The sequence below is a fragment of the Maricaulis sp. genome (genome assembly GCF_048268525.1).
Classification (GTDB): Bacteria; Pseudomonadota; Alphaproteobacteria; order Caulobacterales; family Maricaulaceae; genus Maricaulis.
In genome coordinates this window covers 91,443-115,531 of the sequence record NZ_JBLWVH010000006.1, presented here as the reverse complement: position 1 = coordinate 115,531, position 24,089 = coordinate 91,443, and the positions used below count along the sequence as shown (strand labels likewise).

Annotated in this window: 27 protein-coding genes; 7 read left to right on the top strand and 20 right to left on the bottom strand. The window is 63.9% G+C overall.

All coding sequences use genetic code 11. The annotated features are described in order from the left end of the window. Positions 1-39 precede the first annotated feature (39 nt). Together ACN0X9_RS05325 and ACN0X9_RS05320 are read right to left on the bottom strand one after the other, a co-directional pair. Entirely contained in the window at positions 40-1,518 is a 1,479-nt protein-coding gene (locus ACN0X9_RS05325) for a S10 family peptidase (protein WP_417486579.1), read from the bottom strand. Between the two features lie 101 nt (positions 1,519-1,619). Next, positions 1,620-2,402 (bottom strand): hypothetical protein, encoded by a 783-nt coding sequence (locus tag ACN0X9_RS05320; RefSeq protein WP_417486578.1) that lies wholly within the window; start codon positions 2,400-2,402, stop codon positions 1,620-1,622. Between the two features lie 119 nt (positions 2,403-2,521). On the opposite strand from ACN0X9_RS05320, the gene ACN0X9_RS05315 reads away from it, so the two are divergent. The 4 genes from ACN0X9_RS05315 to ACN0X9_RS05300 all read left to right on the top strand — a co-directional run bounded on the left by ACN0X9_RS05315 (position 2,522) and on the right by ACN0X9_RS05300 (position 6,342). Then, a complete protein-coding gene (locus ACN0X9_RS05315; RefSeq protein WP_417486577.1) occupies positions 2,522-3,412 on the top strand; it encodes a 23S rRNA (adenine(2030)-N(6))-methyltransferase RlmJ in 891 nt (296 codons plus the stop codon). A gap of 284 nt (positions 3,413-3,696) precedes the next feature. Beyond that, positions 3,697-4,653, top strand: coding sequence for an ABC transporter ATP-binding protein (locus ACN0X9_RS05310; RefSeq protein ID WP_417486576.1), 957 nt, complete (start codon positions 3,697-3,699; stop codon positions 4,651-4,653). Beyond that, positions 4,650-5,411 carry an ABC transporter permease gene (locus ACN0X9_RS05305; protein WP_417486575.1) on the top strand — a complete coding sequence of 254 codons (762 nt, stop codon included), beginning with the start codon at positions 4,650-4,652 and terminating at the stop codon, positions 5,409-5,411. Before ACN0X9_RS05310 ends, ACN0X9_RS05305 begins: the two co-directional genes overlap by 4 nt. Before the next feature lie 10 nt (positions 5,412-5,421). Further along, positions 5,422-6,342 (top strand): PhzF family phenazine biosynthesis protein, encoded by a 921-nt coding sequence (locus ACN0X9_RS05300; protein ID WP_417486574.1) that lies wholly within the window; start codon positions 5,422-5,424, stop codon positions 6,340-6,342. On the opposite strand, the gene ACN0X9_RS05295 is transcribed toward ACN0X9_RS05300, so the two are convergent. From ACN0X9_RS05295 to lgt, 11 genes are all read right to left on the bottom strand, one after another. Further along, complete coding sequence (locus ACN0X9_RS05295; RefSeq protein WP_417486573.1) at positions 6,339-7,817, bottom strand: esterase/lipase family protein; 1,479 nt, start codon at positions 7,815-7,817, stop codon at positions 6,339-6,341. The two genes, ACN0X9_RS05300 and ACN0X9_RS05295, sit on opposite strands and share 4 nt — an antisense overlap. A 47-nt stretch (positions 7,818-7,864) precedes the next feature. Then, a complete protein-coding gene (locus ACN0X9_RS05290) occupies positions 7,865-8,746 on the bottom strand; it encodes an enoyl-CoA hydratase-related protein (RefSeq protein ID WP_417486572.1) in 882 nt (293 codons plus the stop codon). A gap of 252 nt (positions 8,747-8,998) precedes the next feature. Then, positions 8,999-10,234, bottom strand: a complete 1,236-nt coding sequence (locus ACN0X9_RS05285; RefSeq protein WP_417486571.1) for a multidrug effflux MFS transporter — start codon at positions 10,232-10,234, stop codon at positions 8,999-9,001. A gap of 91 nt (positions 10,235-10,325) precedes the next feature. Then, positions 10,326-10,769 carry a group III truncated hemoglobin gene (locus tag ACN0X9_RS05280; RefSeq protein WP_417486570.1) on the bottom strand — a complete coding sequence of 148 codons (444 nt, stop codon included), beginning with the start codon at positions 10,767-10,769 and terminating at the stop codon, positions 10,326-10,328. A gap of 228 nt (positions 10,770-10,997) precedes the next feature. Further along, complete coding sequence (ychF, locus tag ACN0X9_RS05275) at positions 10,998-12,095, bottom strand: redox-regulated ATPase YchF (protein WP_417486569.1); 1,098 nt, start codon at positions 12,093-12,095, stop codon at positions 10,998-11,000. Between the two features lie 222 nt (positions 12,096-12,317). Continuing rightward, a complete protein-coding gene (pth, locus tag ACN0X9_RS05270) occupies positions 12,318-12,920 on the bottom strand; it encodes an aminoacyl-tRNA hydrolase (protein WP_417486602.1) in 603 nt (200 codons plus the stop codon). Positions 12,921-13,031: 111 nt separating this feature from the next. Beyond that, positions 13,032-13,679: a 50S ribosomal protein L25/general stress protein Ctc gene (locus ACN0X9_RS05265; protein WP_417486568.1), complete on the bottom strand. Its 648-nt coding sequence runs from the start codon at positions 13,677-13,679 to the stop codon at positions 13,032-13,034. Positions 13,680-13,850: 171 nt separating this feature from the next. After that, positions 13,851-14,288 (bottom strand): hypothetical protein, encoded by a 438-nt coding sequence (locus tag ACN0X9_RS05260; RefSeq protein ID WP_417486567.1) that lies wholly within the window; start codon positions 14,286-14,288, stop codon positions 13,851-13,853. Between the two features lie 65 nt (positions 14,289-14,353). Next, complete coding sequence (locus ACN0X9_RS05255) at positions 14,354-15,286, bottom strand: ribose-phosphate pyrophosphokinase (RefSeq protein ID WP_417486566.1); 933 nt, start codon at positions 15,284-15,286, stop codon at positions 14,354-14,356. Positions 15,287-15,372: 86 nt separating this feature from the next. Next, the gene (locus tag ACN0X9_RS05250; RefSeq protein WP_417486565.1) at positions 15,373-16,485 is read right to left on the bottom strand and encodes a class I SAM-dependent methyltransferase; all 1,113 of its coding nucleotides are present in this window, start codon (positions 16,483-16,485) and stop codon (positions 15,373-15,375) included. Then, on the bottom strand, positions 16,482-17,372 hold the full coding sequence (lgt, locus tag ACN0X9_RS05245; RefSeq protein WP_417486564.1) for a prolipoprotein diacylglyceryl transferase: 891 nt from the start codon (positions 17,370-17,372) through the stop codon (positions 16,482-16,484). The genes ACN0X9_RS05250 and lgt overlap by 4 nt, the downstream gene beginning before the upstream one ends. Positions 17,373-17,484: 112 nt before the next feature. Here lgt and ACN0X9_RS05240 point away from each other — a divergent pair, with 112 nt between their 5' ends. The 3 genes from ACN0X9_RS05240 (at position 17,485) to proC (ending at position 19,252) form a co-directional block, all read left to right on the top strand. After that, positions 17,485-17,793, top strand: a complete 309-nt coding sequence (locus ACN0X9_RS05240) for an accessory factor UbiK family protein (RefSeq protein ID WP_417486563.1) — start codon at positions 17,485-17,487, stop codon at positions 17,791-17,793. Between the two features lie 104 nt (positions 17,794-17,897). Next, complete coding sequence (locus tag ACN0X9_RS05235) at positions 17,898-18,401, top strand: YbjN domain-containing protein (RefSeq protein WP_417486562.1); 504 nt, start codon at positions 17,898-17,900, stop codon at positions 18,399-18,401. Between the two features lie 8 nt (positions 18,402-18,409). Next, positions 18,410-19,252 carry a pyrroline-5-carboxylate reductase gene (proC, locus tag ACN0X9_RS05230; protein WP_417486561.1) on the top strand — a complete coding sequence of 281 codons (843 nt, stop codon included), beginning with the start codon at positions 18,410-18,412 and terminating at the stop codon, positions 19,250-19,252. A 22-nt stretch (positions 19,253-19,274) separates the two neighbouring features. On the opposite strand, the gene ACN0X9_RS05225 is transcribed toward proC, so the two are convergent. The 7 genes from ACN0X9_RS05225 to ACN0X9_RS05195 form a co-directional block, all read right to left on the bottom strand. Then, complete coding sequence (locus ACN0X9_RS05225; RefSeq protein WP_417486560.1) at positions 19,275-19,601, bottom strand: type II toxin-antitoxin system RelE/ParE family toxin; 327 nt, start codon at positions 19,599-19,601, stop codon at positions 19,275-19,277. 3 nt (positions 19,602-19,604) lie between these two features. Beyond that, complete coding sequence (locus ACN0X9_RS05220) at positions 19,605-19,856, bottom strand: type II toxin-antitoxin system ParD family antitoxin (RefSeq protein WP_417486559.1); 252 nt, start codon at positions 19,854-19,856, stop codon at positions 19,605-19,607. Between the two features lie 100 nt (positions 19,857-19,956). Next, positions 19,957-21,273, bottom strand: a complete 1,317-nt coding sequence (locus tag ACN0X9_RS05215) for an ATP-binding protein (protein ID WP_417486558.1) — start codon at positions 21,271-21,273, stop codon at positions 19,957-19,959. 6 nt (positions 21,274-21,279) lie between these two features. Then, positions 21,280-21,981: a response regulator gene (locus ACN0X9_RS05210; RefSeq protein WP_417486557.1), complete on the bottom strand. Its 702-nt coding sequence runs from the start codon at positions 21,979-21,981 to the stop codon at positions 21,280-21,282. Between the two features lie 51 nt (positions 21,982-22,032). After that, the gene (pgsA, locus tag ACN0X9_RS05205; RefSeq protein WP_417486556.1) at positions 22,033-22,602 is read right to left on the bottom strand and encodes a CDP-diacylglycerol--glycerol-3-phosphate 3-phosphatidyltransferase; all 570 of its coding nucleotides are present in this window, start codon (positions 22,600-22,602) and stop codon (positions 22,033-22,035) included. Beyond that, positions 22,599-23,399 carry an HAD-IIB family hydrolase gene (locus ACN0X9_RS05200; RefSeq protein ID WP_417486555.1) on the bottom strand — a complete coding sequence of 267 codons (801 nt, stop codon included), beginning with the start codon at positions 23,397-23,399 and terminating at the stop codon, positions 22,599-22,601. The genes pgsA and ACN0X9_RS05200 overlap by 4 nt, the downstream gene beginning before the upstream one ends. Before the next feature lie 89 nt (positions 23,400-23,488). Continuing rightward, a complete protein-coding gene (locus tag ACN0X9_RS05195; protein ID WP_417486554.1) occupies positions 23,489-24,082 on the bottom strand; it encodes a hypothetical protein in 594 nt (197 codons plus the stop codon). Between the last annotated feature and the right edge of the window lie 7 nt (positions 24,083-24,089).

Genomic DNA, 24,089 nt, shown 5'->3' with positions numbered 1-24,089 from the left:
TCAATGAGACCGGGCCTTGTCCGTGGCAGGAGCGCTTGATCAGTCGGTGATCAGCGCCCGCACATCATCGGTCATCGTCAGCAGGGACGGATGATGGATGTACATCATGTGGCCGGCTTCATAATAGCGGAAGTGGACACGATCCTGGTCGAAACCGGGCTGGTTGAACATCAGTTCGGCCGCGAAAAACGGCGTCGCCAGGTCGTAATATCCCTGCTGGACCAGCACTTCGAGATCGGAGTTCTGGCGCAGTGCGCGGGCGATCCACGGCGCGACATTGATGTAGTTGTTGTTGCCGGAACGGCCGGCATCCCAATTCCAGCCACGCACACCGCCAATGGTCGAGTAATACTCGGTCAGGTCGACGCCGAGTGTGCGGCCGAAATAGTCGAGCATGGAGGCGGTGAAGCTGCCATCAATGCCGTAGAAGCTGGGATCGGTTTCCGGACGTTCGCCGACACCATCGACCTCGACGCCGGTATAGCGGCTGTCCAGGCGCCCGACCGACAGGCCTTCATCGCGGCGCAGTTCGCGCTGGAAACGCTGCAGGGAGACGCGCATGTTGGCGCGATCAAGGAAGCTTTCCGACAGGCCGGTGAAGTCCGACAGGCGGGCAATTACCTCGGCTTCACGCGCCGGGTCGAGGGAGACACCGCGCAGCAGGGCCGGCATGTAGTCCTCGATGGCGAATTCGCGGGCATCGGCGAGGAAGGCTTCGATATCGCCGCCCCAGGCCGAGCGGTCGACCTTGCCGTGATACCAGGCGGTGGCCGCATAGCCCGGCATCAGGCCGACATAGCCGACATCATTGCCGTCGGACGTGTCGTCAAAGCGGAAATCCAGCACGGTCGAGATCAGCGCGACCCCATTGATCGAGACGTCGGTATAGCTGCCTTCCAACTGGTTCAGCAGCGAGCCGATGCGCAGCGTGCCATAGCTCTCGCCCAAGAGGTATTTCGGCGAATTCCAGCGCTGGTTTTCCGACAGCCAGATACGGATGAACTGGGCCAGGCTCTCGCCATCCTCATTGACGCCCCAAAAATCGCTGCCTTCGCTTTCGCCAATGGCGCGCGACCAGCCGGTCCCGACCGGGTCAACAAAGACAAGATCGGCGACGTCGAGGATCGAGTAGGCGTTTTCGACCACGTCAAACGGCGCAGCCCCGTCATCCATCGCGTCGGGCAGGACCAGGCGTTGCGGGCCGAACACGCCCATGTGCAGCCACAGGCTGGCGGAACCGGGGCCGCCATTGAAGACAAAAGCGACCGGCCGGGTGCGCGGATCGCTGGTGCCGTCGGCGACATAGCTGGTCGCGAAGATCGCGGCGGTCGGATTGCCGTCCTCGTCGCGCAGGAAGGTCTCGCCGGCGGTGGCGGTATAGCGGATGCGTTCGTCACCGACGGTGACCTGGCCGCGGCTCTCCCAGACACGCGGTTCCGGCGTATCGTCGGCCTCTTGCGCCGCGGCCGGAAGGGCGAGGGTAGCGACCGCGAGTGCGGCCGTGAGTAGACGGATCATGAAGGATCTCCCCGTTTGCATTTGCCGGGGAGATTAGGGCGCATCAGCCGCCGCGCAAAGGCCGCATGACGTCCGGTTTTGCAACCAGGCCGGTCGACGTATCAGCGAGGGCGCTTTTTCTCGACCAGCAGCGTCTTCGGCCGGCGCTCCCGGGCCGTCTTGAACAGTTGAAAGCTCTGATTGACGAAATTGGTCACATCGGTGAGCGAGCGCATGAAACTCACCAGCTCCTCGGTCTTCTCCGCCTCGACCAGGCGCAGCGGCGCCGCCGGATCACCGCCCTCAAAGCGCACATAGAAGAGGGGCTCGCCGCGCTTGAGGATCAGGTCCTTGCTCGTGTCATGCCATTCAAAGGCCCACATGTGGGCGCGTGGCCAGATATCGGCGGGGAAACGTCCGCACATCATCACGCCGGGCCGCTGGCTGGCTTCATAGTGCAGGAAGGGCGGGAACTGGTTCACATAGAGCGGGTCATCCGACACGAAGACGTAGGGCGTCACCAATTGCAGCATCGGCCGGGCCGGATGGCGCCATTCATTCTGCGGCGACATCATCAGGATCTGCTGCAGACCGGCCGGTCGGGTCGAGGCTTGCGGCCCCTCGATATTGGTCAGCTGCAGCTGGCCCTGCGCGTTCTTGACCATGCGCAAGTGCAGGTCGATCGGGCAGGGGATGGCATAGTGGCGCCGGTCAAACTCGATCGCGGCCGGGCAGGACACCGCCGATTTCGACGTCGCCGGCTTGTCATGGGAAAAGCTGACCGGCTTGGGCGCGTCCCAGATCAGGCTCGACTTCTCGTCCTTGAGAAACCAGCCCGCCTTCATCACCCGGCGCTCGCCATGCGCGGCCTCATCCTGCATCCGGCGATAGAGTTTCACGAACATGGTGCGATGTCCCTTAATACTGTCCTGAGCCCCGCGAAAGCTAGGACAAGCCTGCCTCGGAGGCGAGGGCGGTTTTGCAGGTGGTGGCGTCCGGCGCCGCGCCGCGCTATAGCGCCGCCATGAATTATCGCCACGCGTTTCACGCCGGAAACTTCGCCGATGTGCTCAAGCACTCGGTGCTCGCCCTGTGCCTTGAACATCTCAACGCCAAGCCGAAGCCCTATCGGGTGATAGACACCCATGCCGGGATTGGTGGCTATGATCTCGCCTCGTCCGAAGCCGAGCGCTCGCCGGAGTGGAAGGACGGGATCGGTCGCCTGATCGATGCTGACTTGCCCGAACCGGTGCAGGCCATGCTCGGCCCGTGGCTCGACATTGTCCGCGCCATGAACCCGGATGGTATCAAGGCCTATCCCGGCTCGCCCGAGATCGCTGCCCGCCTGACCCGCGAGGATGACCGGCTGCATCTGTGCGAATCGCACGAGGCGGACAGTGTCACGCTGGACAATCGCTATCGCCGCGACGCCCGCATCAAGGTCGAGCGCCGCGATGGCTACAAGGCGCTCAAAAGCCTCGTGCCGCCGAAGGAAAAACGCGGCCTGGTACTGATCGATCCGCCCTTCGAGGACCGCGACGAGCTGGCTCATATGGCCGAGGCCGTGATGGGCGCGCTGGCGAAATGGCCAACCGGTACCTTCATCTTCTGGCGTTCCCTGAAAAATCTCTGGGCGGCTGACCGGTTCGACAATGGCCTCGCCGAATGGTTGATCTCGGAGAAGGATTTCGAGCCGGAAAAAATCCTGCGCGCCGATCTGTGGATCCGCGATTTGGCGTCCGAAGGCAAGCTGGCCGGCGCCGGCGTTGTCATCATCAATCCGCCCTTCACCCTGGAGGACAAGCTGGTCAGCGCCATGCCGTGGCTGGCGGAAACCCTGGCCCAGGGCGATGGCTATGGCTGGCGGGTGGATGGTGGCCTGACGGAAGATGATCTGGACGAGGATGAGGGGTAGGGGCGCCTGGTCGCTCACGCCACGTGTTGTCATCCCAGCCGGATGTCCGGCGAAGGCCGGACGCAGGGCAGGGACCTATGTGCCTGCAATCAGTTAGGTCCCTGACTTTCGCCCGGCCTGCGCCGGGCGTTCATCAGGGATGACAAAGGGTGGCGCTGGAGACCTTGGTGATCTTTGCATCGCACCTGAGCCCCTCGCGCATGGGTTGAATTTCCCTGCCAAATCCCCACCTTTGGCGCTCGCGCGGGGCAGAGCGCCTGACACTCGCTGAAGGCAGACCATCCATGACCTATGAAACGCCGTCAGGGGCCGCCGAGGCGGCTGTTCTGTCGATTGACGGGCTCTCCAAGACCTATGCCGGTGGGTTCACCGCGCTGAAATCGGTCAGTCTGGGCATCCGCAAGGGTGAAATCTTCGCCCTGCTGGGACCCAACGGGGCCGGCAAGACGACGCTGATCGGGATTGTCTGCGGTCTGGTGAATGCCACAGCCGGTCGGGTCGAGGTGTTCGGTCATGACATTGATGGCGACTACCGCAAGACCCGCGCGCGCATCGGTCTGGTGCCGCAGGAAATGTCGATCGACATGTTCACCAAGGTCAAGGATGCCGTCGCCTATTCGCGCGGCCTGTTCGGCAAGCCGGCCGATCCTGGCTATATCGAGCAGGTGCTCAGGGACCTGTCGCTGTGGGACAAGCGGGACACCCAGATGCGGGCCCTGTCCGGCGGCATGAAGCGCCGGGTGATGATCGCCAAGGCCTTGTCGCACGACCCTGACATCCTCTTCCTCGACGAGCCGACCGCCGGGGTCGATGTCGAGTTGCGCCAGGGCATGTGGCAGGTGGTCGAAAAGCTGCGCCAGCGCGGCAAGACCATCATCCTCACCACCCACTACATCCAGGAAGCCGAGGAAATGGCCGACCGGGTCGGGGTGATCCGCCGGGGCGAGATCGTTCTGGTCGAGGAGACCGCCAAGCTGATGGCCAAGCTGGGCCGCAAACAGCTGATCCTGCAACTGGCCGAACCACTCAAGGCCCTGCCGCCGGAACTGAGCGTCGAGGGGCTGTCGCTCTCGCCGGCGGGTGACGCCCTGCATTTCGACTATGACACCCGGGCCGACCGGTCCGGCATTACCACCCTGCTGGCCAGCCTCAATGCGGCCGGTGTGTCGGTTCGCGATCTGGAAACGCGGCAGAGCTCGCTGGAAGAAATCTTTGTCGACCTGGTCGGAGGTGCATCATGAACTGGCGCGGCGCTGTAACGATCTACCAGGCCGAAATGGCTCGCACCGGACGCACGCTGATGCAGTCCGTGCTGGCGCCGGTCATTTCTACCTCGCTCTATTTCGTCGTCTTCGGCGCGGCCATCGGCTCGCGCATGGAATCAATCGACGGCATCGGCTATGGCGCCTTCATCGTGCCCGGCCTGGTGATGATGATGATCCTGATGCAGTCGGTCTCCAACGCCGCCATCGGCATCTATTTTCCCAAGTTCAATGGCACCGTTTACGAGCTGCTCTCCGCCCCGATCTCGGCGCTGGAAGTGGTGATCGGCTTTGTTGGCGCGGCGGCGACCAAATCCCTGATCCTGGGCGCGTTGGTCATGGTCACGGCGGCCTTCTTCGTGCCGATGGAGATCCAGCACCCGCTGGCCATGCTCGCCTTCCTGATCATGACGTCGGTGACCTTCTCCCTGTTCGGCTTTATCATCGGCATATGGGCCGATAATTTCGAACAGCTGAACATCGTGCCGATGCTGATCGTGACGCCGCTGACCTTCCTAGGTGGTAGCTTCTACTCGATCTCCGTCCTGCCGCCTTTCTGGCAGACCGTCACCCTGTTCAACCCGGTCGTCTATCTGATCTCCGGCTTCCGCTGGAGTTTCTACGGCGTGTCGGATGTCGATATCGGCATCTCGCTGGCCGCCATTGCCGGCTTCTTTGCGGTCTGCGTCGCTATTGTCTGGTGGATGTTCAAGACCGGCTATCGCCTCAAGACCTAAGGACGTTCCCGTGACCCACCGCTATGCCATTTTCGACGTCTTCACCGATCAGGCCCTGGCCGGAAATCCGCTGGCCGTGGTCTACGGGGCGGATGATCTGGCCGATGCCGCCATGCAGGCCATCCCCGCCGAGTTCAACCTGTCCGAGACGGTCTTCATCACCGAGCCGCGCGGCCGCGATGCCGATTATGGCCTGCGCATTTTCACACCGCGCGAGGAGCTGCCCTTCGCCGGTCATCCGACGATTGGCGCGACGGTCGCCCTGACCCTGGCCAGCGGTGCCGGTGAAGGCCAGCGCAAACGCTTCGTGCTTGAGGAGACCGTCGGTGACGTCACCGCGGATGGCCGGGTCAATGGCCCGCGACATGGCTCGGCCCGCTTCTTTGCGCCGAAACTTCCCGAACAGGTCGGTGAGTTGCCTGACTATGCCGCCATCGCGGCAGCGCTGGGGCTGCAGACCGGAGATTTGCTGGATACGCCGATCAGCGGCGGCATCTGGTCAGCCGGTGTGCCCTTCGCCGTCATACCGGTCCGCGACCCGGCCCGGCTGTCGGCCATCAAGCTGGATCTGGCCGCCTTTGAGGACGTCTTCGGCGGCGCTGACCCCGTCTGTGCCCTTGTGGTCGCCAAGGCCACCCTGACCGAGCACACGACCGATTGGCGCGCTCGCATGTTCGGTCCGCATCTGGGTATCACAGAAGACCCGGCCACTGGCGGCGCGGCAGCGGCCTTTGCCGGCTTGCTGAGCGAGCAGGCCGGGCTGGGCGAGGGCGAGCATGGTATCGACATCTATCAGGGCGTCGAGATGGGCCGGCCCAGCCTGATCCGGCTCCGCCTGAAGCATGAGAACGGCAAGCTGACCGACCTCATGCTGGGCGGCGATGCGGTCAAGATCGCCGAGGGCGAGCTCTATTCGACGGATCTTGGCTAGCCCAGCGGCCTCGCCGTGAAGACGTCATCACGGGCGACGCGCGGCAGGATCACGCGGATGAAATGCGTCGAATAGCGACGCAGGAAGCGCTTGCCCTTCTCCTCATCGCCGGTTTCCAGAGCCCGCAGGCGGATGAGGGCGCTGTGCTCCTTGCCGTTGAGGTCAAAATAGCCGATCCGCTTGCCCGGTGAGGCCGCAGTGATGCCGGCGGCCAGAGACGCCTCATAGCTGGGCGGAATGCGGTCACGCAGGAAATTGGCCAGCAGCTCGCGGCGGTCGACATGCAAAGAGAGCCGGTTCTTGTGGCAGGTATTCTCGTGGGCGTCCTGGATCAGCGAGAGCTGGGCGTCGATCTCGATCTGGGTGATGCTGTGACCGGCGTGGAACTGGGTCTCTTTTGTCTTCTTCGGAGCTGTCAGCCAGATCGAGAAATCATCGACCGGCAGGCCGGTATGATCCACTGCCTCGACGACAATCTGGTAGAATTCCCGGAACCGGCTCTTGTCGGCACTCGCGCGCCCGAACACACGTTCGCGCAAGGCATCGGCCTCATCGCCATCCTGGGCCAGCTTGCGGGTCTCAAGACAGATGTCGGCCCAGTCGCTGGCGACATTGCGGTAGGCGGCAGCGGTCTTGGTTGACAGGGCTTGCAGGATTAGGTCTTCGAGGCGCCCCGCGATGTCAGGGTCCTTGGAGGCGCTCTCCTTGGCGACCGGTTTGAGAATGCTCAGATGGCTGCGATCGGGAATGACGGCGAAGGGGGTATTGTCCGGGCCGCGCCGTGTCCAGGCGGTGAACTCCGGTTTCAGGATCGAGCCCTTGGTGAAGTCGACCGTGACACCGCGCGGATCGATATTGGCGGTGGCGATACGAACCGTGCCGTCCCAGGCCTTTTCCCCCAATATCCCTGTCCCGAAGATCGGATCGGCGCCGACAATCACGAAGGGACGGGTGCCGCCATCGGAATATGGGCTGTCGGTCGAGCCATCGACGCTCAACCGGTCACGCAGGGTCAGGTCTTCCTGGAATTGCGAGGCCAGTTCCAGCGCGTTGAGGAAATTGGTGCCTGTCTGGAAGCCATTGGTGAAACCTTTGGTCAGGCGGCCCAGTGTCGATTTGCCGATGGTCGCGAGAGGTGAGCCGAAATTGGCCGGGGCCAGCATCAGGAAATTGACCACCGGGGCACCGCCGCGCGGATAGAATTCGGCCATCCACCAGCGCGCGACGAGCGCTCCGGTCGAGTGCACGACGACATGGAATTTCGCCGGCAGGCTACCCTCGGCCTGCAGGTCGGCAATCACCGTGTGCAGGCGGCGGCCGGAGTCCTCGATGCGGACATCATCATCCATCGACGGATAGCCGCCCAGATAGACGTCCCGGGTCTGATAGCCGTGCGCGGTCAGCAGCGTGCCGACCTTGGCCATCGACTTGTCGGTCGCGCTCCACCCATGGATCAACAGGACGTGTTCGCTCATTGCAACCTCCGGGCTTTGGCGCGGAGATTATCACCCAAAGCGGGAGTTTAACAGTATTCGTCTTCGGCGGCGTCCCACCAGGGGTGCCAGGGCGGCAGGTCGCTCGACACTTTCATCGGAAAGTCGGGGGCGCGCTTTTCCAGGAAGGACATCACACCCTCCTTGGCGTCGTCGCCCATGCCGGCGTGCAAAATGCCCAGGCTCTCGACCCGGTGCGCCTCCATCGGATGGGCTGCGCCCTGCATGCGCCAGGCCATGCGCCGCATCATGGCGACCGAGACCGGGGCACAGCGCTCGGCAATCATGCGGGCCCGCTCGCGGGCTTCGGCCATCAGGTCCTCGGCCGGTACCACCCGGGCGACCAGCCCGGCCTCGAAGGCTTCAGCCGCCGAGAAGGTGCGCCCGGTCAGGCCCCAATCCATGGCAGTCGAGATACCGACGACGCGCGGCAGGAACCAGCTCGCACAGCCATCCCAGACAATGCCGCGCTTGGCGAAGGGGTAGGCGAATTTGGCCTCCATCGAGGCGAGGCGGATATCCATCGGCAGGATCATCGTCGCGCCGATGCCGACGGCGGCACCATTGATGGCACCGATGACCGGTTTCAGCGTGTTCCAGATGCGCAAATTGAGCAGGCCGCCCTTGTCGCGCCATTTCGGATCGGTCTCGTCAAACTCACCACTTTCCTGTGCCTGAGCGATCATGTTGAAGGTCTCGGCCCCGGTCGACAGGTCCGCGCCGGCGCAAAAGGCCGGGCTCTCGCCGGTGAAGATGATGGCTTTCACATCATCGTCGGCGTCGGCCAGATCGAGCGCGGCGATGATCTCGTCACCCATCTCATAAGTGAAGGCATTGAGCCGGTGCGGCCGGTTCAGCGTGATCGTCGCGACCTGGTCTTCGACGGCGTATTTGATGGTGTCGTACGGCAAGGCATATCCCCTCAGGCTTTGCGGCATGATGGGATGGATTGGGGAGAGGGGCCAGAGGGGATGTTTCGTCCCAGGAGGGGCCTTGCACACCCAACCTTTGTCATCCCCGCTGGACGTCCGGCGCAGGCCGGACGCAAGGCGGGGACCAACATGTTTCCAACATATAGGTCCCTGACTTTCGCCCTGCCTTCGCAGGGCGTCCATCAGGGATGACAAAGGTGGTGCGTGGACGAGCGTAGCACTGCCCGTCCCCTAGTCCTCGCCGGTCTGGAACAGCTTGCCGCGCTCGGTCCAGAACACGATGGCCAGGGCAGTGCCGGCCATCAGGGCCTGGCTGACGATCAGCGGGGTGGCGGTGCCGTCATAGAGCTGGCCGACATAGGCGCCGATGGCTGCGCCAACAACGCCGGTAACGAAGCCATAGACCGCCGAGGCAGTCCCCGCGATGTGGCCGACCGGCTCGAGCGCCAGTGCCGAGAAATTCGCGGCAATCAGGCCGAGGAAGGCCATGGCGGCCGAGAGCAGGACCAGGAAGAGGATGAAGTTGTCGACCCCGGTCGCAAGCACCACGGCATGAATGGCCGAGATCACGGTGAAGGCGATCAGTGCCCCGTGCGACAGGCGTCGCTGGCCCAGCCGCATCACCAGCCGCGAATTGGCATAACTGGACAGGCCGATCCCGCCGGCGATGGCGGCAAAGGCAAAGGGGAATGCGTCGTCGGAAAGGCCGAAATGGCCGACGAAGATCTGCTGGGAACTGCCCAGAAAGCCATACAGCCCGCCGAAGAAGGGCGCGCCGGCCAGGGTATAACCCAGCATCAAACGGTGGCTGAACGTCTCCCTGAACGCCGCCAGTAGCGGTTTGACGCGCAAGGGGACGCGAAATTGCGGGTGCAGGGTTTCCGGCAGGCGGACCTGCAACCAGACCATCAGGCCGAAGCTGAACAGAACCAGGAAGGCGAAGATCCAGCGCCAGGGAGCAAAGGTCAGGATTGCCTGCCCCAACATCGGGGCCAGGACCGGCACCGCCATGAAGGCGGTCATCACCATCGACATGATTTCGGCCATGCGCCGGCCCGATGTCAGGTCGCGCGCGATCGCCGTTGCGATCACCCGGCAGGCGGCAGCGGCGGCGCCCTGGAAGAAGCGGGCGACCAGCAGCATGTCGAAGGTCGGGGTCAGGGTGCAGACAAGGCTGGTGAGAATGAAGAAGGCCAGCGCGCACTGGATGACGATCTTGCGGCCGAACCGGTCTGACAGCGGGCCGTAAAACAGCTGGGCAAAGCCGAAGCCGGTCAGATAGACGCCGATCACGAATTGCTGGTCATTCTCCGACCGCACGCCCAGATCACCGGCGATGTCGTCCAGCGCCGGCAACATCATGTCGATAGCCAGAGCGACGACCGCCGTCATGGCGACCAGCAGCGCAACGAGTTCCGTGATCGAGACCGGCATGGTTGTGCCGGTCGCGTTTTGGGGCTGGGTCATGAACGGCTCCGGAGATCTGGCATGGGTCCATACCAAGTCGATCAGATGCGACCTGAGCGAGTAAAATTCAACCCCGAAGTTGAAACGGCTGTCAGGTGTTTTCGTACGGATCGTAGAAGAGGTGGGCCTGGAAGCTGGCCGCGATCCGGTTGGCGCGCTCGAGGAAGACGGCCTTGGCCGCCGGTGTCGCACCGATCTCGTCGAGGGTCGCCGCGAACAGGCCCAGCCAACGCTCGAAATGCGCCGGCGAGATCTGGGATTTCAGCTTCACATGCGCCGGCATCGGCCGTCCGGCATAGCCGCCATCATGGAAGATGATCGCCGACCAGAAGGACTTCATCGTGGCCAGATGCGGACCCCACTCACCGGGAATCGCACGAGCGAAGACCGGACCGAGCATCTCGTCCTCGCGGATATGCCCGTAGAAGGTCTCGACAAGGTCGCAGATGAGATCCTGCGTAATCCCCATCTCCGCCGCTTCGGTGCGGGCGGCCTGGCGGGCTTGTGTGACGCGGACTTGGATCGGTGAAGACATGTCGGCGATGTAGGACGGTGCGGCCCGTGCCGCAATGCGGCGCGCTGGCGCAGGGGGCAGTTCTTTTCTTCCCCACGTCGTGGGGAAGTGGGCCGAGGCGCAGCCTCGGGTCGATGGGGCCGAGCGCAGCGAGGATGAGCGTGGAACTCCGCCTGCGGCGGCCCCTCCGTCTCGCCCTGACGGGCGATCCACCTCCCCATGGAATGGGGAGGAAAGGCTCACAGCTCCCTAGACGTTGAAGCGGAAGTGCAGCACATCGCCATCCTTGACGATGTAGTCCTTGCCTTCCGCGCGCATCTTGCCCGCTTCCTTGGCCGGCGCTTCGCCGCCGCAGGTGACATAATCATCGAAGGCGATGGTTTCGGCGCGGATGAAGCCCTTTTCGAAATCACCATGGATGACGCCGGCGGCTTGCGGCGCGGTCCAGCCTTCGCGAATCGTCCAGGCACGGGCTTCTTTCGGGCCGGCAGTGAAATAGGTCTGCAGGCCGAGCAGCGAGTAGCCGGTGTGGATAAGACGGTCGAGGCCGGGTTCTTCCAGGCCGATCGCTTCCATGTATTCGTCGCGCTCCTCGTTTTCCAGGAGGGCCAGCTCGCTCTCGATCTTGGCCGAGATGACGACGGCCTCGGCGCCTTCTTCCTCGGCCCGCTTCATCACGATCTCGGAATAGGCATTGCCGGTGCCGGCGCTGGCCTCATCGACATTGGCGATGAACAGGACCGGCTTGGTGGTCAGGAGCTGCAGGTTGCGCCAGGCCTTGCGGTCATCCTTGGGCACATCGGCAAAGCGGGCCGGCTTGCCGTCATTGAGCTGGGCCAGGGCAATGTCGATCAGGACGAGGGTGGCCTTGGCCTCCTTGTCGCCGGACTTGGCTTTCTTCTCGAGGCCGGACTTGCGCTTTTCCAGGCTTTCCAGATCGGCCAGCATCAGCTCGGTCTCGACGGTTTCGAGGTCGGCGAGCGGGTCGATCCTGTTGTTCACATGGGTGATGTCGTCATCGTCGAAACAGCGCAGCACATAGGCGATGGCGTCGGTCTCGCGGATGGTGGCGAGGAACTGGTTGCCCAGGCCTTCACCCTTTGATGCGCCCTCGACGAGGCCGGCAATGTCGACGAAATTCATCCGCGCCGGCAGTATTTCCTTGGATCCGGCGACCTCGGCCAGCTTGGCCAGGCGCGGCTCGGGCACGGCGACATCACCGACATTCGGCTCGATCGTGCAGAAGGGATAATTTGCCGCCTGCGCCGCTGCCGTCTGGGTCAGGGCGTTGAACAGGGTGGACTTGCCAACATTCGGCAGGCCAACGATGCCGCATTTGAAACCCATGGCGAAATATCCTCAATGGTTCGAGCGCGCGTTATAAGAAGAATGCCGCGCGGGGTCGACCGTCGTGTCAGTGGGCCGGGGTCATCTTGTCATCCCTGTCGGATGTCCGGCGAAGGCCGGACGCAGGACAGGGACCCATGTGGTCGCTACCAGCTAGGTCCCTGACTTTCGCCCCGCCTTCGCGAGGCGTCCATCAGGGATGACAAATGTCGGGACTCTGGCTCAATCCTCCGGCGGACCCCGCTTCACCACTTCCGGCGCGGGCGCCTTGTGAGTCACGCGCGTCTGGAAGGCGTCGTAATCATCGGCCGCCAGCAGGTCGAGGCTGCCGGCGATGGCGTCGAGCAGGTCGATCAGCCAGTCTTCCTCAGCCTTGGCGAAGTCGGACAGGACATAGCCGGTGACGCGATTGCGGTCTCCGGGATGGCCGATGCCGATGCGGGCGCGGCGGAAGTCCGGGCCGAGCTGGCTGGTGATCGACTTGATGCCGTTATTTCCGGCCGCGCCGCCACCCATTTTCATACGGAACTTGCCCGGCGCCAGGTCGAGCTCGTCATGGAAGACGATGATGTCCTGTGGCTTGACCCGGTAGAAGGCGGCCGCGGCCCCGACCGAATGGCCGGCATTGTTGTAGAAGGTGGTCGGCTTGAGCAGGAGCAGCTTGTTGGAGCCGATGGTGACCTCACTGGCCAGGCCCTGGAAGCGTTTGCGCCAGGGACCGGCGCTCCAGGCATGGGCGATGATGTCCAGCGCCATGAAGCCGACATTGTGCCGGTTGCGCAGGTATTTCGCTTCGTAATTGCCAAGGCCGGCCAGGATTTTCATCACGCGGGCTTTCCCAAACACGGCCATCTCAAACTTTGGCCGGATACGAAATCAGCGAAGCCATGGTGTGGCCTCGCTGATCTCAATACCAGTGCTGAAAGGCGGTGAGGACTATTCCTCGTCGCCCTTCTGGCGGATGGCTTCCGGCTCTTCCGGGGTCTCATCCGTCTCTTCTTCAGCGTCCGTGAGAACTGCGCGCGAGCCCTGCAGGGTCGCGACGGTGAAGTCACGGTCGGTGATGGTCGGGACCACGCCCTTCGGCAGCTTGATTGCCGAGATGTGCAGCGAATCGCCAATGTCCAGGCCGGTCAGGTCGGCTTCGACCGATTCCGGAATGGAGCCGGCCGGGCAAAGCAGCTCGACATCGTGACGCACGATGTTGAGTACGCCGCCGCGCTTCAGGGCCGGGCAGGCGTCTTCATTGACGAAGTTCACGGTCACGTTGACGTTGATCTTGGTGTCTTCGTCGACGCGATACAGGTCGATATGCATGGCCTTGTCGGACACCGGGTGGAACTGGATGTCCCGGGCGATGACCGTCTGGCGCTTACCCTTGTGATCGATCTCGATCATGTTGGACAGGAAGTGACCGCCCAGCAGAGCCTTGCGGATTTCATTGCCGCGCAGGGTGACCGAAACCGGGTCCAGCTTGCCGCCATAAACGATGCCCGGGACGAGGTCTTCCCGACGGGCAGCGCGAGCCGCGCCCTTGCCGGTGCCTTCACGAACGTCAACGGTGAGAACGATGTTGGAGCTCATCGGTCCAGATCCTTAAATGCAAACGCCGCCTCCAGCAGATTGAGTGCGGGCGGCGATCTATCCAGGCGTCATGCCTACAGTGTTATTTCGAGCGGCGGGCTATAGCCGATAGAAACGCCCCACGCAACAGCACTGCACGGGAAGAGTCAGCGATTGGCAGCCCTGTCTTGCTCAGCCACGCATCGCAAAGTCGAAGCGGGTCTCGCATCCCGCCGCATATCGGGCCGGGGCGGTTTCATTCCAGGCATAGCGCCAGGTCGCGATTGCCCTCGCTGCCGGCGAGACTGCGTCGCGCGTCGCGCCGTGATCCAGATCGGCGACATCACCGCCATAGCGGATGTTTTTTGTGGTCCCGTCGGCATCGATATCGAAACGCATCAGAATTTCGCGCGGAGCCGGGCTCTGGCTGATATACATGAAGTAGGCGAGTTCTTCGGGGAAATCCGGAGCCGGTCTGTCGATAATGGTCATGTGCTCTCGGGCGCCGTAACAGCGCACGGTTTCACCAGGCGGTTCGGCCGGATTGAGGGTTCCGCCGAAATGGACCAGCTCCTGGCTGGCGCAGGCAGACGCGCACAGACCGACAACAAGGACACCGACAAGACGCATGTTTTCCCCCAAGTTCAGACGGGAAGGCCAACACGGCAGACGTGTTGGTGTCAATCTGTCTCGGTCTAGTCGAACAGTTTCGACACCGACTCGTCATTGGCGATCCGACGAATCGCTTCGCCGAGCAGAGGCGCCACTGACAGGCGGCGGACTTTCGGGGTTTCGGTCGAGCCCGGCGGCGGCACGATCGAGTCGGTGACCACCAGTTCGCGCAGCCGCGACTTGTCGACCCGACCCTGGGCGTCCTTGGACAGCACGCCGTGGGTAACGTAGGCGGACACCTCGACGGCGCCTTTTTCCAGCAAGGCGTCGGCGGCGTTCACCAGCGTGCCGCCACTGTCGCACATGTCGTCAAACAGGATGCAGCGCCGGCCTTCGACTTCACCGATGATGTTCATCACCTCGGCGACGCCCGCCTTCGGCCGCCGCTTGTCGACAATGGCGATCTCGGCATCGAGCAGTTTGGCCAGCGCGCGGGCCCGCACCACACCGCCGACATCGGGTGACACGATCAGCAAATTGTCGGTCTCGTAATGGCGACGGATATCCGCCTCCATCACCTTGGTGGCGAAGAGGTTGTCGGTCGGAATGTCGAAGAAGCCCTGGATCTGGCCGGCGTGCAGGTCGACGGTCAGGACGCGGTCGGCGCCGGCCTTGGCAATCAGGTTGGCCACCAGCTTGGCGGAGATCGGGGTGCGGCCCCCGGTTTTGCGGTCCTGCCGGGCATAGCCGAAATAGGGGATGACCGCGGTGATCCGCCGCGCGCTGGCGCGGACCAGCGCGTCGATGCAGATCAGGAGTTCCATCAGGTGATCGTTGGCGGGACGCGAGGTCGATTGCAGAACGAAGACATCCTCGCCGCGCACATTCTCGTCGATCCGGACGAAGATCTCGCCATCGGCGAATCGTTCGATGTGACTGGCCGTCAGCGGCGCGTCGAGATAGTCAGCGATGGACCGGGACAGGTCCGGATTGGCGGTGCCCGACATCAGCTTCATCGTTTCGACCCCCGAGTCGTTGGAAACGCGTCTTTGGAAACGCGGGCTGCTTAGCACCGGGCCGCCGGTGAATGAAGCCGAAATGATCAGCCTGCGGAAAAACCTGGCGGTGGTGGCAAATCGGCACTGTCCAGGCAGACAAGCTTGAACAGTTCGCCCATCTGCTCGGTATCGGTCAAGCGCCAGATTTGCCTCGCGATTTCGGAACGCTTGCCGGGTTGGGACTGACTCAGGACGGCGGCGCGGGCCTCCAGACCCAACTCGGTCAGCCACCGGCCCTGGGTTTGCGGTCCATGCGATGTCAGCCCTGCCGAACGTCCTGCCTGTATTAGGGATTCGAAGTCCACACGAGCGGTCAGGTCGGCGGTGCCGGGTTCTTGCAGCGGCGGTTGTTTCTTATGAGCGCGGATCGCCTGCAGCGTGTCGCCGATCTCGCTGGTCGCGGGACCATAGTCGATGAAAAGGGCGCGCCCGGGCTGGTCCGAGAAGCGCTCCGCCAGCTGGTCGACCACTTGCCGGTCCCCCGGTCGCAGCTCGACCAGCGCGCCGTCGTCGGCATCCTGCAGGCGGGCCGGAACCAGATCTGCGTCCTGTCCCAGCGGTGGGCCGAGCACGAAGACGAATTCGCTCTCTCCCGCGCTCTTGCCTGCGCTCTTGTCCGTTGGCGCCAGCCCAACCAGCCGCTCGTGCCACTCGCCCTTGTGGCGCAGGGCCTGGCGCACCGGCAGACAGTCGAGGAATTCATTGCCGACAATGAAGGACGGGCCGGGTGCGACCGCGTCGAGCCGGTCGATCCAGCGAATTTGCGCACCGCTGGGGCCCAGCGTCTGCGCCTGCACCGCCTTGAGGGCGGCGCTGGCTTCGATCAGCACTATTTCGGTGGCATCCATGAAGCCGGGGACCGTGCGGGCGGCACGCAGCGCGTCGCTCATCATGGTGCCGCGGCCCGGGCCCATCTCGATCAGCTTGAAACCGTCCGGGCGGCCCATGTCGAGCCAGGTCTGGGCAGCGACCAGGCCAATCAGCTCGCCGAACATCTGGCTGATCTCCGGCGCAGTGATGAAGTCCGCCCCGGCCCCGATCGGGTCCTTGGTGGCATAGAAACCGTGACGCGGATCGAACAGGGCTTCGGTCATGAAGGCGGCGATCGAGATCGGCCCGCCCGAACGGATACGGTCGCGAAGCGTGTCGGCAATCATGGTTTGGCAGGCGTGTCCGTCTTGAGGGCGCGATGGATCAGCCAGGCGCCGGCCAGGATCATCGGGATCGACAGCAGCATGCCCATGGTGATGTAGCCGCGCAGGGCTTCCGGCATGTAGAGGTCCGGCTCGCGCACGGTTTCCAGCGAGGTGCGGAACAGGCCGTAGAACAAGAGGAAGAGACCGGCATTGAGACCCGGTTTCTCCAGCGAGCGGAACTTCCAGGTCGCAATGTTGATGATGGCGAACAGGGCGACGCCCTCCAGCGCGGCTTCGTAGAGCTGGCTGGGATGGCGCAGGGCGCACTCCGGATCATGGGCGAAGCGCATGGCCCAGGGCACATCCGTCGGACGTCCCCACAGTTCGCCATTGATGAAGTTGGCCAGCCGGCCGAAGAACAGGCCGATCGGCGTGACCACCGCGGCAGCATCGCCGATCCGCATCAGGTCCAGCTTCTGACCGCGGGCAAACCACCACAGCGCCAGCGACACGCCGATCAGGCCACCATGGAAGGACATGCCGCCATCGGTAATGCCTAGCACGATATCCAGCGGCCGCTCCCAGATCATGTCCGGCATGTAGAAGAGGACAAAGCCCAGCCGGCCGCCGCCGATCACGCCGAGGGTCGCCCAGATCAGGAGATCATCGACCTGCGGCTCGGTGAAGGGCGCTTTCGGCTTCTTGGTACCGGCGGGAGCCCACAATCCGGGGCGCCGCGACAGCGAGACCATGTAGCGCCAGCCCAGCATCAGACCGGCGATATAGGCCAGCGCATACCAGCGCAGGGCGAACCAGACCCGCTCCTGGCTGCCGAAGTCGAAACCGTCGGGTCCGATCGAGAACAGGACGGGGTCGATCAGGTCAAAGCTTGGCGGGCAGTATTCCATGATATACTCGGTTCCTGGCTCGGCGAGGTGCAGCTGTGACGGAACAGCGCGTTGCGCTTTTCGGGCCAGAGCCGCATATAGGCGATGTTGAACCCACTAATGGCTTTCTTTGATGCAAACGCGCAACCCGCTTCTGAATGATTTTGCTGATCTGATGACCGACGCCTTTGGCGCGGCACAGGCGATGGGCGAAGAGGCGCGCACGGTGTTCCGTGCCCGCGCTGACCGCATGGTCGCTGAAATGGATCTGGTCACGCGTGAGGAGTTCGACGCCGTCAAAGCAGCGCTTGATGCCTCGCAGGACGAGGTTGCCGCGCTGACAAAGCGCCTCGACGCGCTGGAAAAAGCCGCCGCGGCCAAGCCGAAAACGACGAGCCGGGCGAAAGCCCCGGCCAGCAAGGCCAAGACCAGCAAGGCCTGATCCCGAAATCACGCGCACAACGCGCTTTTTATTGCGCCTGCCGCGGCGCAGACATACCGTGATTGCACGGTGTGAGTCGCCGCGCAGACGAAGGAGCCACTTCGATGGACCTGCTGTCAGACGAATTCTCACCGACTGTGACCGACCCGCTCGACGCGGTCGAACAGGCGGTGATCGGCGAACAATACCCCTATGACCGTGACGAGAATGGTGAAATCCACCTGACCGCCAGCGGTGAGTGGCGCGACCACCAGATCTGGTTCGCCTGGCGTCCGGAACTGGAAGCGCTGCACATTTGCGGCAGCCTCGACCTGAAGGCCCCCACCAACCGCCTCGGCGATGTCTGTCAGCTGGTGGTGCGCCTCAATGAGAAGCTCTGGATGGGCCATTTCGACATCTGGGCCGAGGACGGCTCGATCGTCTATCGCCACGCCCTGTCGCTGCCCAATGGCGAAGCCGTTTCTCCGTCGCAGGCCGCAGCGATGATCTCGGCCGCCCGTGAGGCGGGTGAGCGTTTCTACCCGGCCTTCCATTTCCTGATCTGGGGCGGCAAGGGTGTCGAAGAAGCTGCCGCCGCAGCCATGTTCGAAACAGCTGGCGAGGCCTGACCCCGGCCATGGCACAAAACTTTCGGATTGCACTCATTGGCGGCGGCAATATGGGCGGCGCCCTTGCGGCCGGCTGGTTGCGCACCAAGCGTGGCCCCGTCACTGCGGAAGACTTGCTCATCATAGATCCGCATCCTGGTGAAGCCGTGCAGGATCTTGGTGCCAAGGGTGGCGTCACGGTCCTGCCCGAGCTGACTGCCCAGGCGGCGGCCGGTCTGGAACTGGCGGTGTTCGCCCTCAAGCCACAGGCCTTCGAACCGGCCGCAGCCGCCATTGCCGATCTGCTCCCGGCGGAGACCGGCGTGATCTCGGTGATGGCGGGTGTCACCCTCAACCGGATGACCATGGCCCTGGGCGAGCGCGCCCTGATCCGCGCCATGCCCAATACGGCCGCGGCCGTGGGTGCCGGTATGACGGTCTGTGTCGCCAATGATGCCGGCGAAGCGTTGGAAAAATCCGTCACCCGCCTCCTCAAGGGGGCTGGGACGGTCGAATGGGTGGCTGACGAGCGCATGATCGGCGCCGTCACCGCGGTCTCCGGATCGGGGCCGGCCTATGTCTTCCTGCTCGCCGAAGCCCTCGCTGGTGCGGCTTTCGCTGAAGGCCTGCCGCGCGATCTGGCCGACAAGCTGGCCCGTGAAACCATCATCGGCGCCGGGGCGCTGCTGGCCAAGTCCGGCAAGTCACCGCAGGAATTGCGCCGTGCGGTGACCTCCCCGAATGGCACCACCCAGGCGGCCGTCGACGTGTTGATGGGTGCCGGGGGCGGTCTGCCGGAGCTGGTGCGTCAGGCTGTGGCGGCCGCCGAGCGCCGCTCACGCCAGATGGGCCAGGACCCGGGCAAGCGCTAGGGAATTGCCGACATTTGTCTGGTCATTTTCCGGCAAGGTTATTCAACCTGGCGGGTAGATTCGAACGGGCATGCAAAATCTCGATTATTGTGACGAGATCATTTTCGCGAATGAAAACAATGAAATGTTGGCCGCAACGCGAAAAGCACATGTCTTCCGGCATGGCGGAGTCCACGAGTTGGTTGCACCTCTGCTCGGATGCCTGGCCATTGGCCAGCTCCGAGCACCGAGCAATCAGGTCACTCATGTATGCAGTCGCTTGATTTTGACCGAATGTCTCGATGGTCCATCGAGCAATTTCGCGAAGTGATTGCTCGGCCACTGGAGTGAGGCGCCAGTCGCGGCTCATGTTTCAATCCCGGGCAGCGGCAAAAGCCCGGCGAATGGCATCTTCTCCCGAACCCTCTGCGAACTCACCCGCTCGATACTGGTCGAGGCCGCGTTGTAGGCGCTGGCGGATCTCACTGAGTTCGACTTCCTCTCTTTCCAGCAGCCGCAAGCCGGCGCGGAGTGCTTCAGAGGCATTCTGGTAGCGCCCGGTCGCGACGAGGCGGTCGACAAGATCAGTTTGCGAGTCAGTCAAAACGACGTTCTTGGTGGCCATTTTTGGGTATCTCCAAGTATTGGCAATATATGCCAATGCGTCGGTGCGGGCAAGTTCACGGTCGGTCCGACCAGGGGTGTAGATGATAGCTGGAAGGCACCTATTGCGGCAGGCTGATCACCGCCAGCAAGCCACCCAGCTCTGATTTCCCCAGCTTGATATCCCCGCCATGGCCGCGGGCGACGTCGCGGGCGAGGGCGAGGCCGAGGCCGACGCCCTTGCGGTTCTGGTTGCGGCTTTCATCGAGGCGGTTGAAGGGCTTGAGGGCCTCGTCATACTGGTCTTCCGGGATGCCGGGGCCGTCATCCTCGACCCGAATCTCGATCCGCGTGCCATTGGGCTCAACCGCGACCGCGACCACTTCGCCAAAGCTGGTGGCATTGCTGATCAGGTTGGCGATCGCCCGGCGGATGGCGCCGGGGCGCAATTCGGCATCGAGTTCGCCTTCTGTCGCGAACCGGATATCGCCGCCATGACGGCGGGCATCCTCGACCACGTCGCGGGTCAGCCCGATCAGGTCGATGCGCTGGGTTTCCTCGCTGCCATCGCCGCGGGCAAAGTCGAGATACTCGTCCAGCATGGCTTCCATCTCGTCGAGATCACGCCGCGCATCGGCGGTCTCGTCGGTCTGCGGCATCAGGGCGAGCTGCAGCTTGAGACGGGTCAGCGGGGTGCGCAGGTCATGGCTGACCCCGGCCAGAAGCGCGGTACGCTGTTCGAGATGGCGTTTGAGGCGGGCGCGCATTTCCAGGAAGGCATGGGCGGCCTGGCGCACCTCGGTGGCCCCGGCAGGACGGAAATGGGCAACATCCTGACCTCGGCCGAATTGCTCGGCGGCGTCGGCGAGGCGGCGGATCGGTTTGACCTGGTTGCGGATGAAGACGACCGAGACGGCTGTCAGCAGCGTCGTCGCGCCGATGATCCACAACAGGAAGATATGGCCGGTCGTGGCAAACACCCGGTCGCGCGGGGTGATGAAGCGCAACACGCCACCTTCGACCTGCACCCGTACATCGACATAGCTGGGATAGCGCGTGGTATCGAACCAGACCGGGTTGTCGAGCTGCTGTGACAAGGCCTCACGCAAGGTGATGTCGAGCGTGCGGAAGAAGGAGGAGCGCCGCGAGGTCGGCAGGGTGTCGTCGGGCCGGAAATCGATCGACAGGCGGGTGGTGCCCAGTGCTGCCTCGATATGACGCTGGAAGGCCGGGGTCTCGCCGCCTTCCTGCTCGTAGAGCTGGGTTGCCATGGCGATCTCGCCGGCGACCCCTTCTGAGAGGCGGCTGGTCACTGTCTCCCAGTGTTCCTCGAAGAAGGACCAGGCGACGGCGACCTGCATCAGGCCGACCGGCAGGACGATGATCAGCAGCGTCCGCGCGAACAGGCCCTTGGGCAAAAAGCGTTTGAAAACAGACACGGCGGGTCAGTCCTCGAACACGGGATCAGCCAGCAGGCGATAGCCTTCGCCGCGGACTGTTTGCAGGTGCATTGGTTCCTTGGGGTCGCTCTCCAGCTTGCGGCGAAGGCGCGTGACCTGGACATCGACCGCCCGTTCGCCGCCACCGGTCCGTTCCGACAGGGTCAGGCGCGAGACAGTTTGGCCGGCAGACGCCGCGAGGGCGCCCAACAAAGCGGCTTCGCCACCTGTGAGGCGGACCGGTTCGCCGTCCCTGGCCAGGCTCTCGCGGGCAATGTCAAAGCTCCACGGACCGAAGATGACGCGCTGGATGGCGGCTTGGGCCGGTTTGGCGCGGCGCAGGATGGCATTGATGCGCAGCACCAGTTCTTCCGGCTCGAAAGGCTTGGGCAGATAGTCATCCGCACCCAGGGACAGGCCCTTGATCCGGTCTTCGGCATCGCCGCGGGCGGTCAGCAGGAGGATCGGTGTCTCGCCGCGCTTGCGGACGGCTTCGGTCAACTCGAACCCGTTCATGCCCGGCATCATCACGTCCAGAACCAGAAGGTCGAAGGCGAGGGAGTTCAGGGTCGACAGGGCCTTGTCGGCATTGGGCGCGGTGGAAACCCGAAAGCCACGTTCCTGCAGGAAACGCTTGAGCAGGTTGCGGATGCGGTCGTCATCATCGACGACGAGAATATGCGCGTCATCACCGTGCGTCTGGGCCATGAAGTCCTGCCGGATTGCGAGCCGTGATCATGAACCGCTGCGCAGGCAGGCTCAAGGCGCTTTGTCGGAGGCCGGGCGCAGGGCCAGGACATAGTCCATGCCCGACCAGACCGTGACCAGTGCCGCCAGCCAGAAGAGGGTGTCGGCCGACCGTGTCAACATCGTGCTTTCCGCGTTTCCGGTCAGCAGGGCTGCCAGGATGAGGGCGATGATCGCCACGCCCTGGACGATGGCTTTCAGCTTGCCCGACAGGCGCGCACCAACACTGCGGCCAGACTTGGTCAGGCCGATCCGGACATAGGCCACCACAACGTCCCGCCAGACAAAGATCAGCACTGCCCAGACCGGGATCAGCCCGGCCGCAGCCAAGGCCAGGAAGGCGCCGCTGCGATAGAGGCTGTCGGCGAGCGGATCGAAGGCGGCGCCGAATTCCGACTGCATGTTGAAGGTGCGGGCGACCCAGCCATCAGCGAGATCGGTCACCTCGGCCAGGATGGCGATCGCCAGGGCAAAGGCCAGCGCCGTTGTGCCGCCTTGCCCGAGGGCCAGAAAAAGGGCCGGGACCAGCAGGACACGCAGCGCCGTGAGCGCATTGGGCAGGGTCATCAGATCGCGCATCATGCGCCTCCCTTTGCGGCGCGGATGGCCGCCACCAGTTCGAGGAAACCGTCCGCCTCATCGGCCTTTGTCAGCCAGCTCGGCCAATGGGTGACCTGGTCAGCGAAGCGGGCCAGGCCGGCGACACCGACACTGAGTGGGAAGTGCGCGAACATGGGTTCGTCATTGGGCGAGTCGCCGACGAAAACGACCTGGTCACGTTGGGCCGCCGGGGCCAGCCCGAAGGCTTGTTCGAGCAGGCGGACGCTGGTGCTGCGCTTGTTGTGGTCACCGAACCAGGCATTGACATGGATCGAGCTGATCTTGGCCGTGGCGCCGCCCTCGCGGAATATCGCCGCCGCCCGTTCGGCCTCGGCCAGCGCAAGCGGGGGCACGGCTTCGGCGAAGTCGAGTGCGACATCGCAGCAGCGCCAGTCATTGTCCTGGGCCGGGGCGGTGCCCGACACGGCGTCGCAGGCGGATTGCATCAGGTGTTCCAGACGGGCCCGGTCGTCGGGACCGACAGCGGCGACGTCGTCGCGCTGCATGGACCCGTCAGGCTGCAGCATCAGGGTCAGTGCGCCATTCTCGCCGACGACCGCATCGACCGGCCACCAACGGGCAATCAGGTCGCACCAGCCGGCCGGTCGTCCGGTGACGGCGATGGTCAGAACGCCGCCTTGGCGAAGGGCCTCCAGGGCTGCGAGGCTGGCTGCCGGCAGGCGCCCATCGCGGGTCACGGTGCCGTCGAGATCGAACAGCAGGGCGCGGATGCCGGCCAGGGGCGATGCGGTCGGATCGTCCGGAAGGTGAGGGGGCAAGGGCGTCTCGGCTCTGCGGGTTCAGGGCGGCTGGATCAGATGGGCGGATCATACAGGGCGCAGCGGGTCCCGCCACTCCCAATCCCGGCCTATCCTTGGCCCTGCATGGAGCGCGGCAAAAAGCGATGCAGTGTGAAGGCGGCGGCGAGCCACAGGAGTGATATCCAGGCGTAGAGTGCGATGTCGCTGCTGATCCAGCCCAAGGGAGCCGCCAGCAAGGGCAGGCCGCTGGCGGTCAGGGCGAGGGCCTGCCCGATCAGCGCCATCGGGCGCGCGCTGGCTGACAGGGCGTCACCGGTCGAGGGGCGCAGGAGGTCGTGCACAAGCGTCGCCATGATCGCGAGCACGGGTGCGATCAGATAGGCGCTCGGGCCGATAATGAGGAGGTAGAGGACCAGCCAGCTGCTGGAATGGGCCGCACGGGCGAGGCGGGAGACAAGCCTGTCGCCGCTGATCCGCATCAGGGCGATCACACTGGCAACCACAAAGGCCGTCGCGCCAAAGCCGGCGAGAGCACGCGATGCGGTTACAAAGCCATCAAAAGGGGCGAGTCCGTCAGCCGTGCTGGTCCAGCGCCAGGACAGCCAGATAGCGACAGGGCCGGTCAGGCACAGGACGAGACGGAAGACGGCAAAGCCGGTGTTCATCGGCGTGTTCATCGAGGTGTTCGTCGTGGTGTTCATCGTGGGT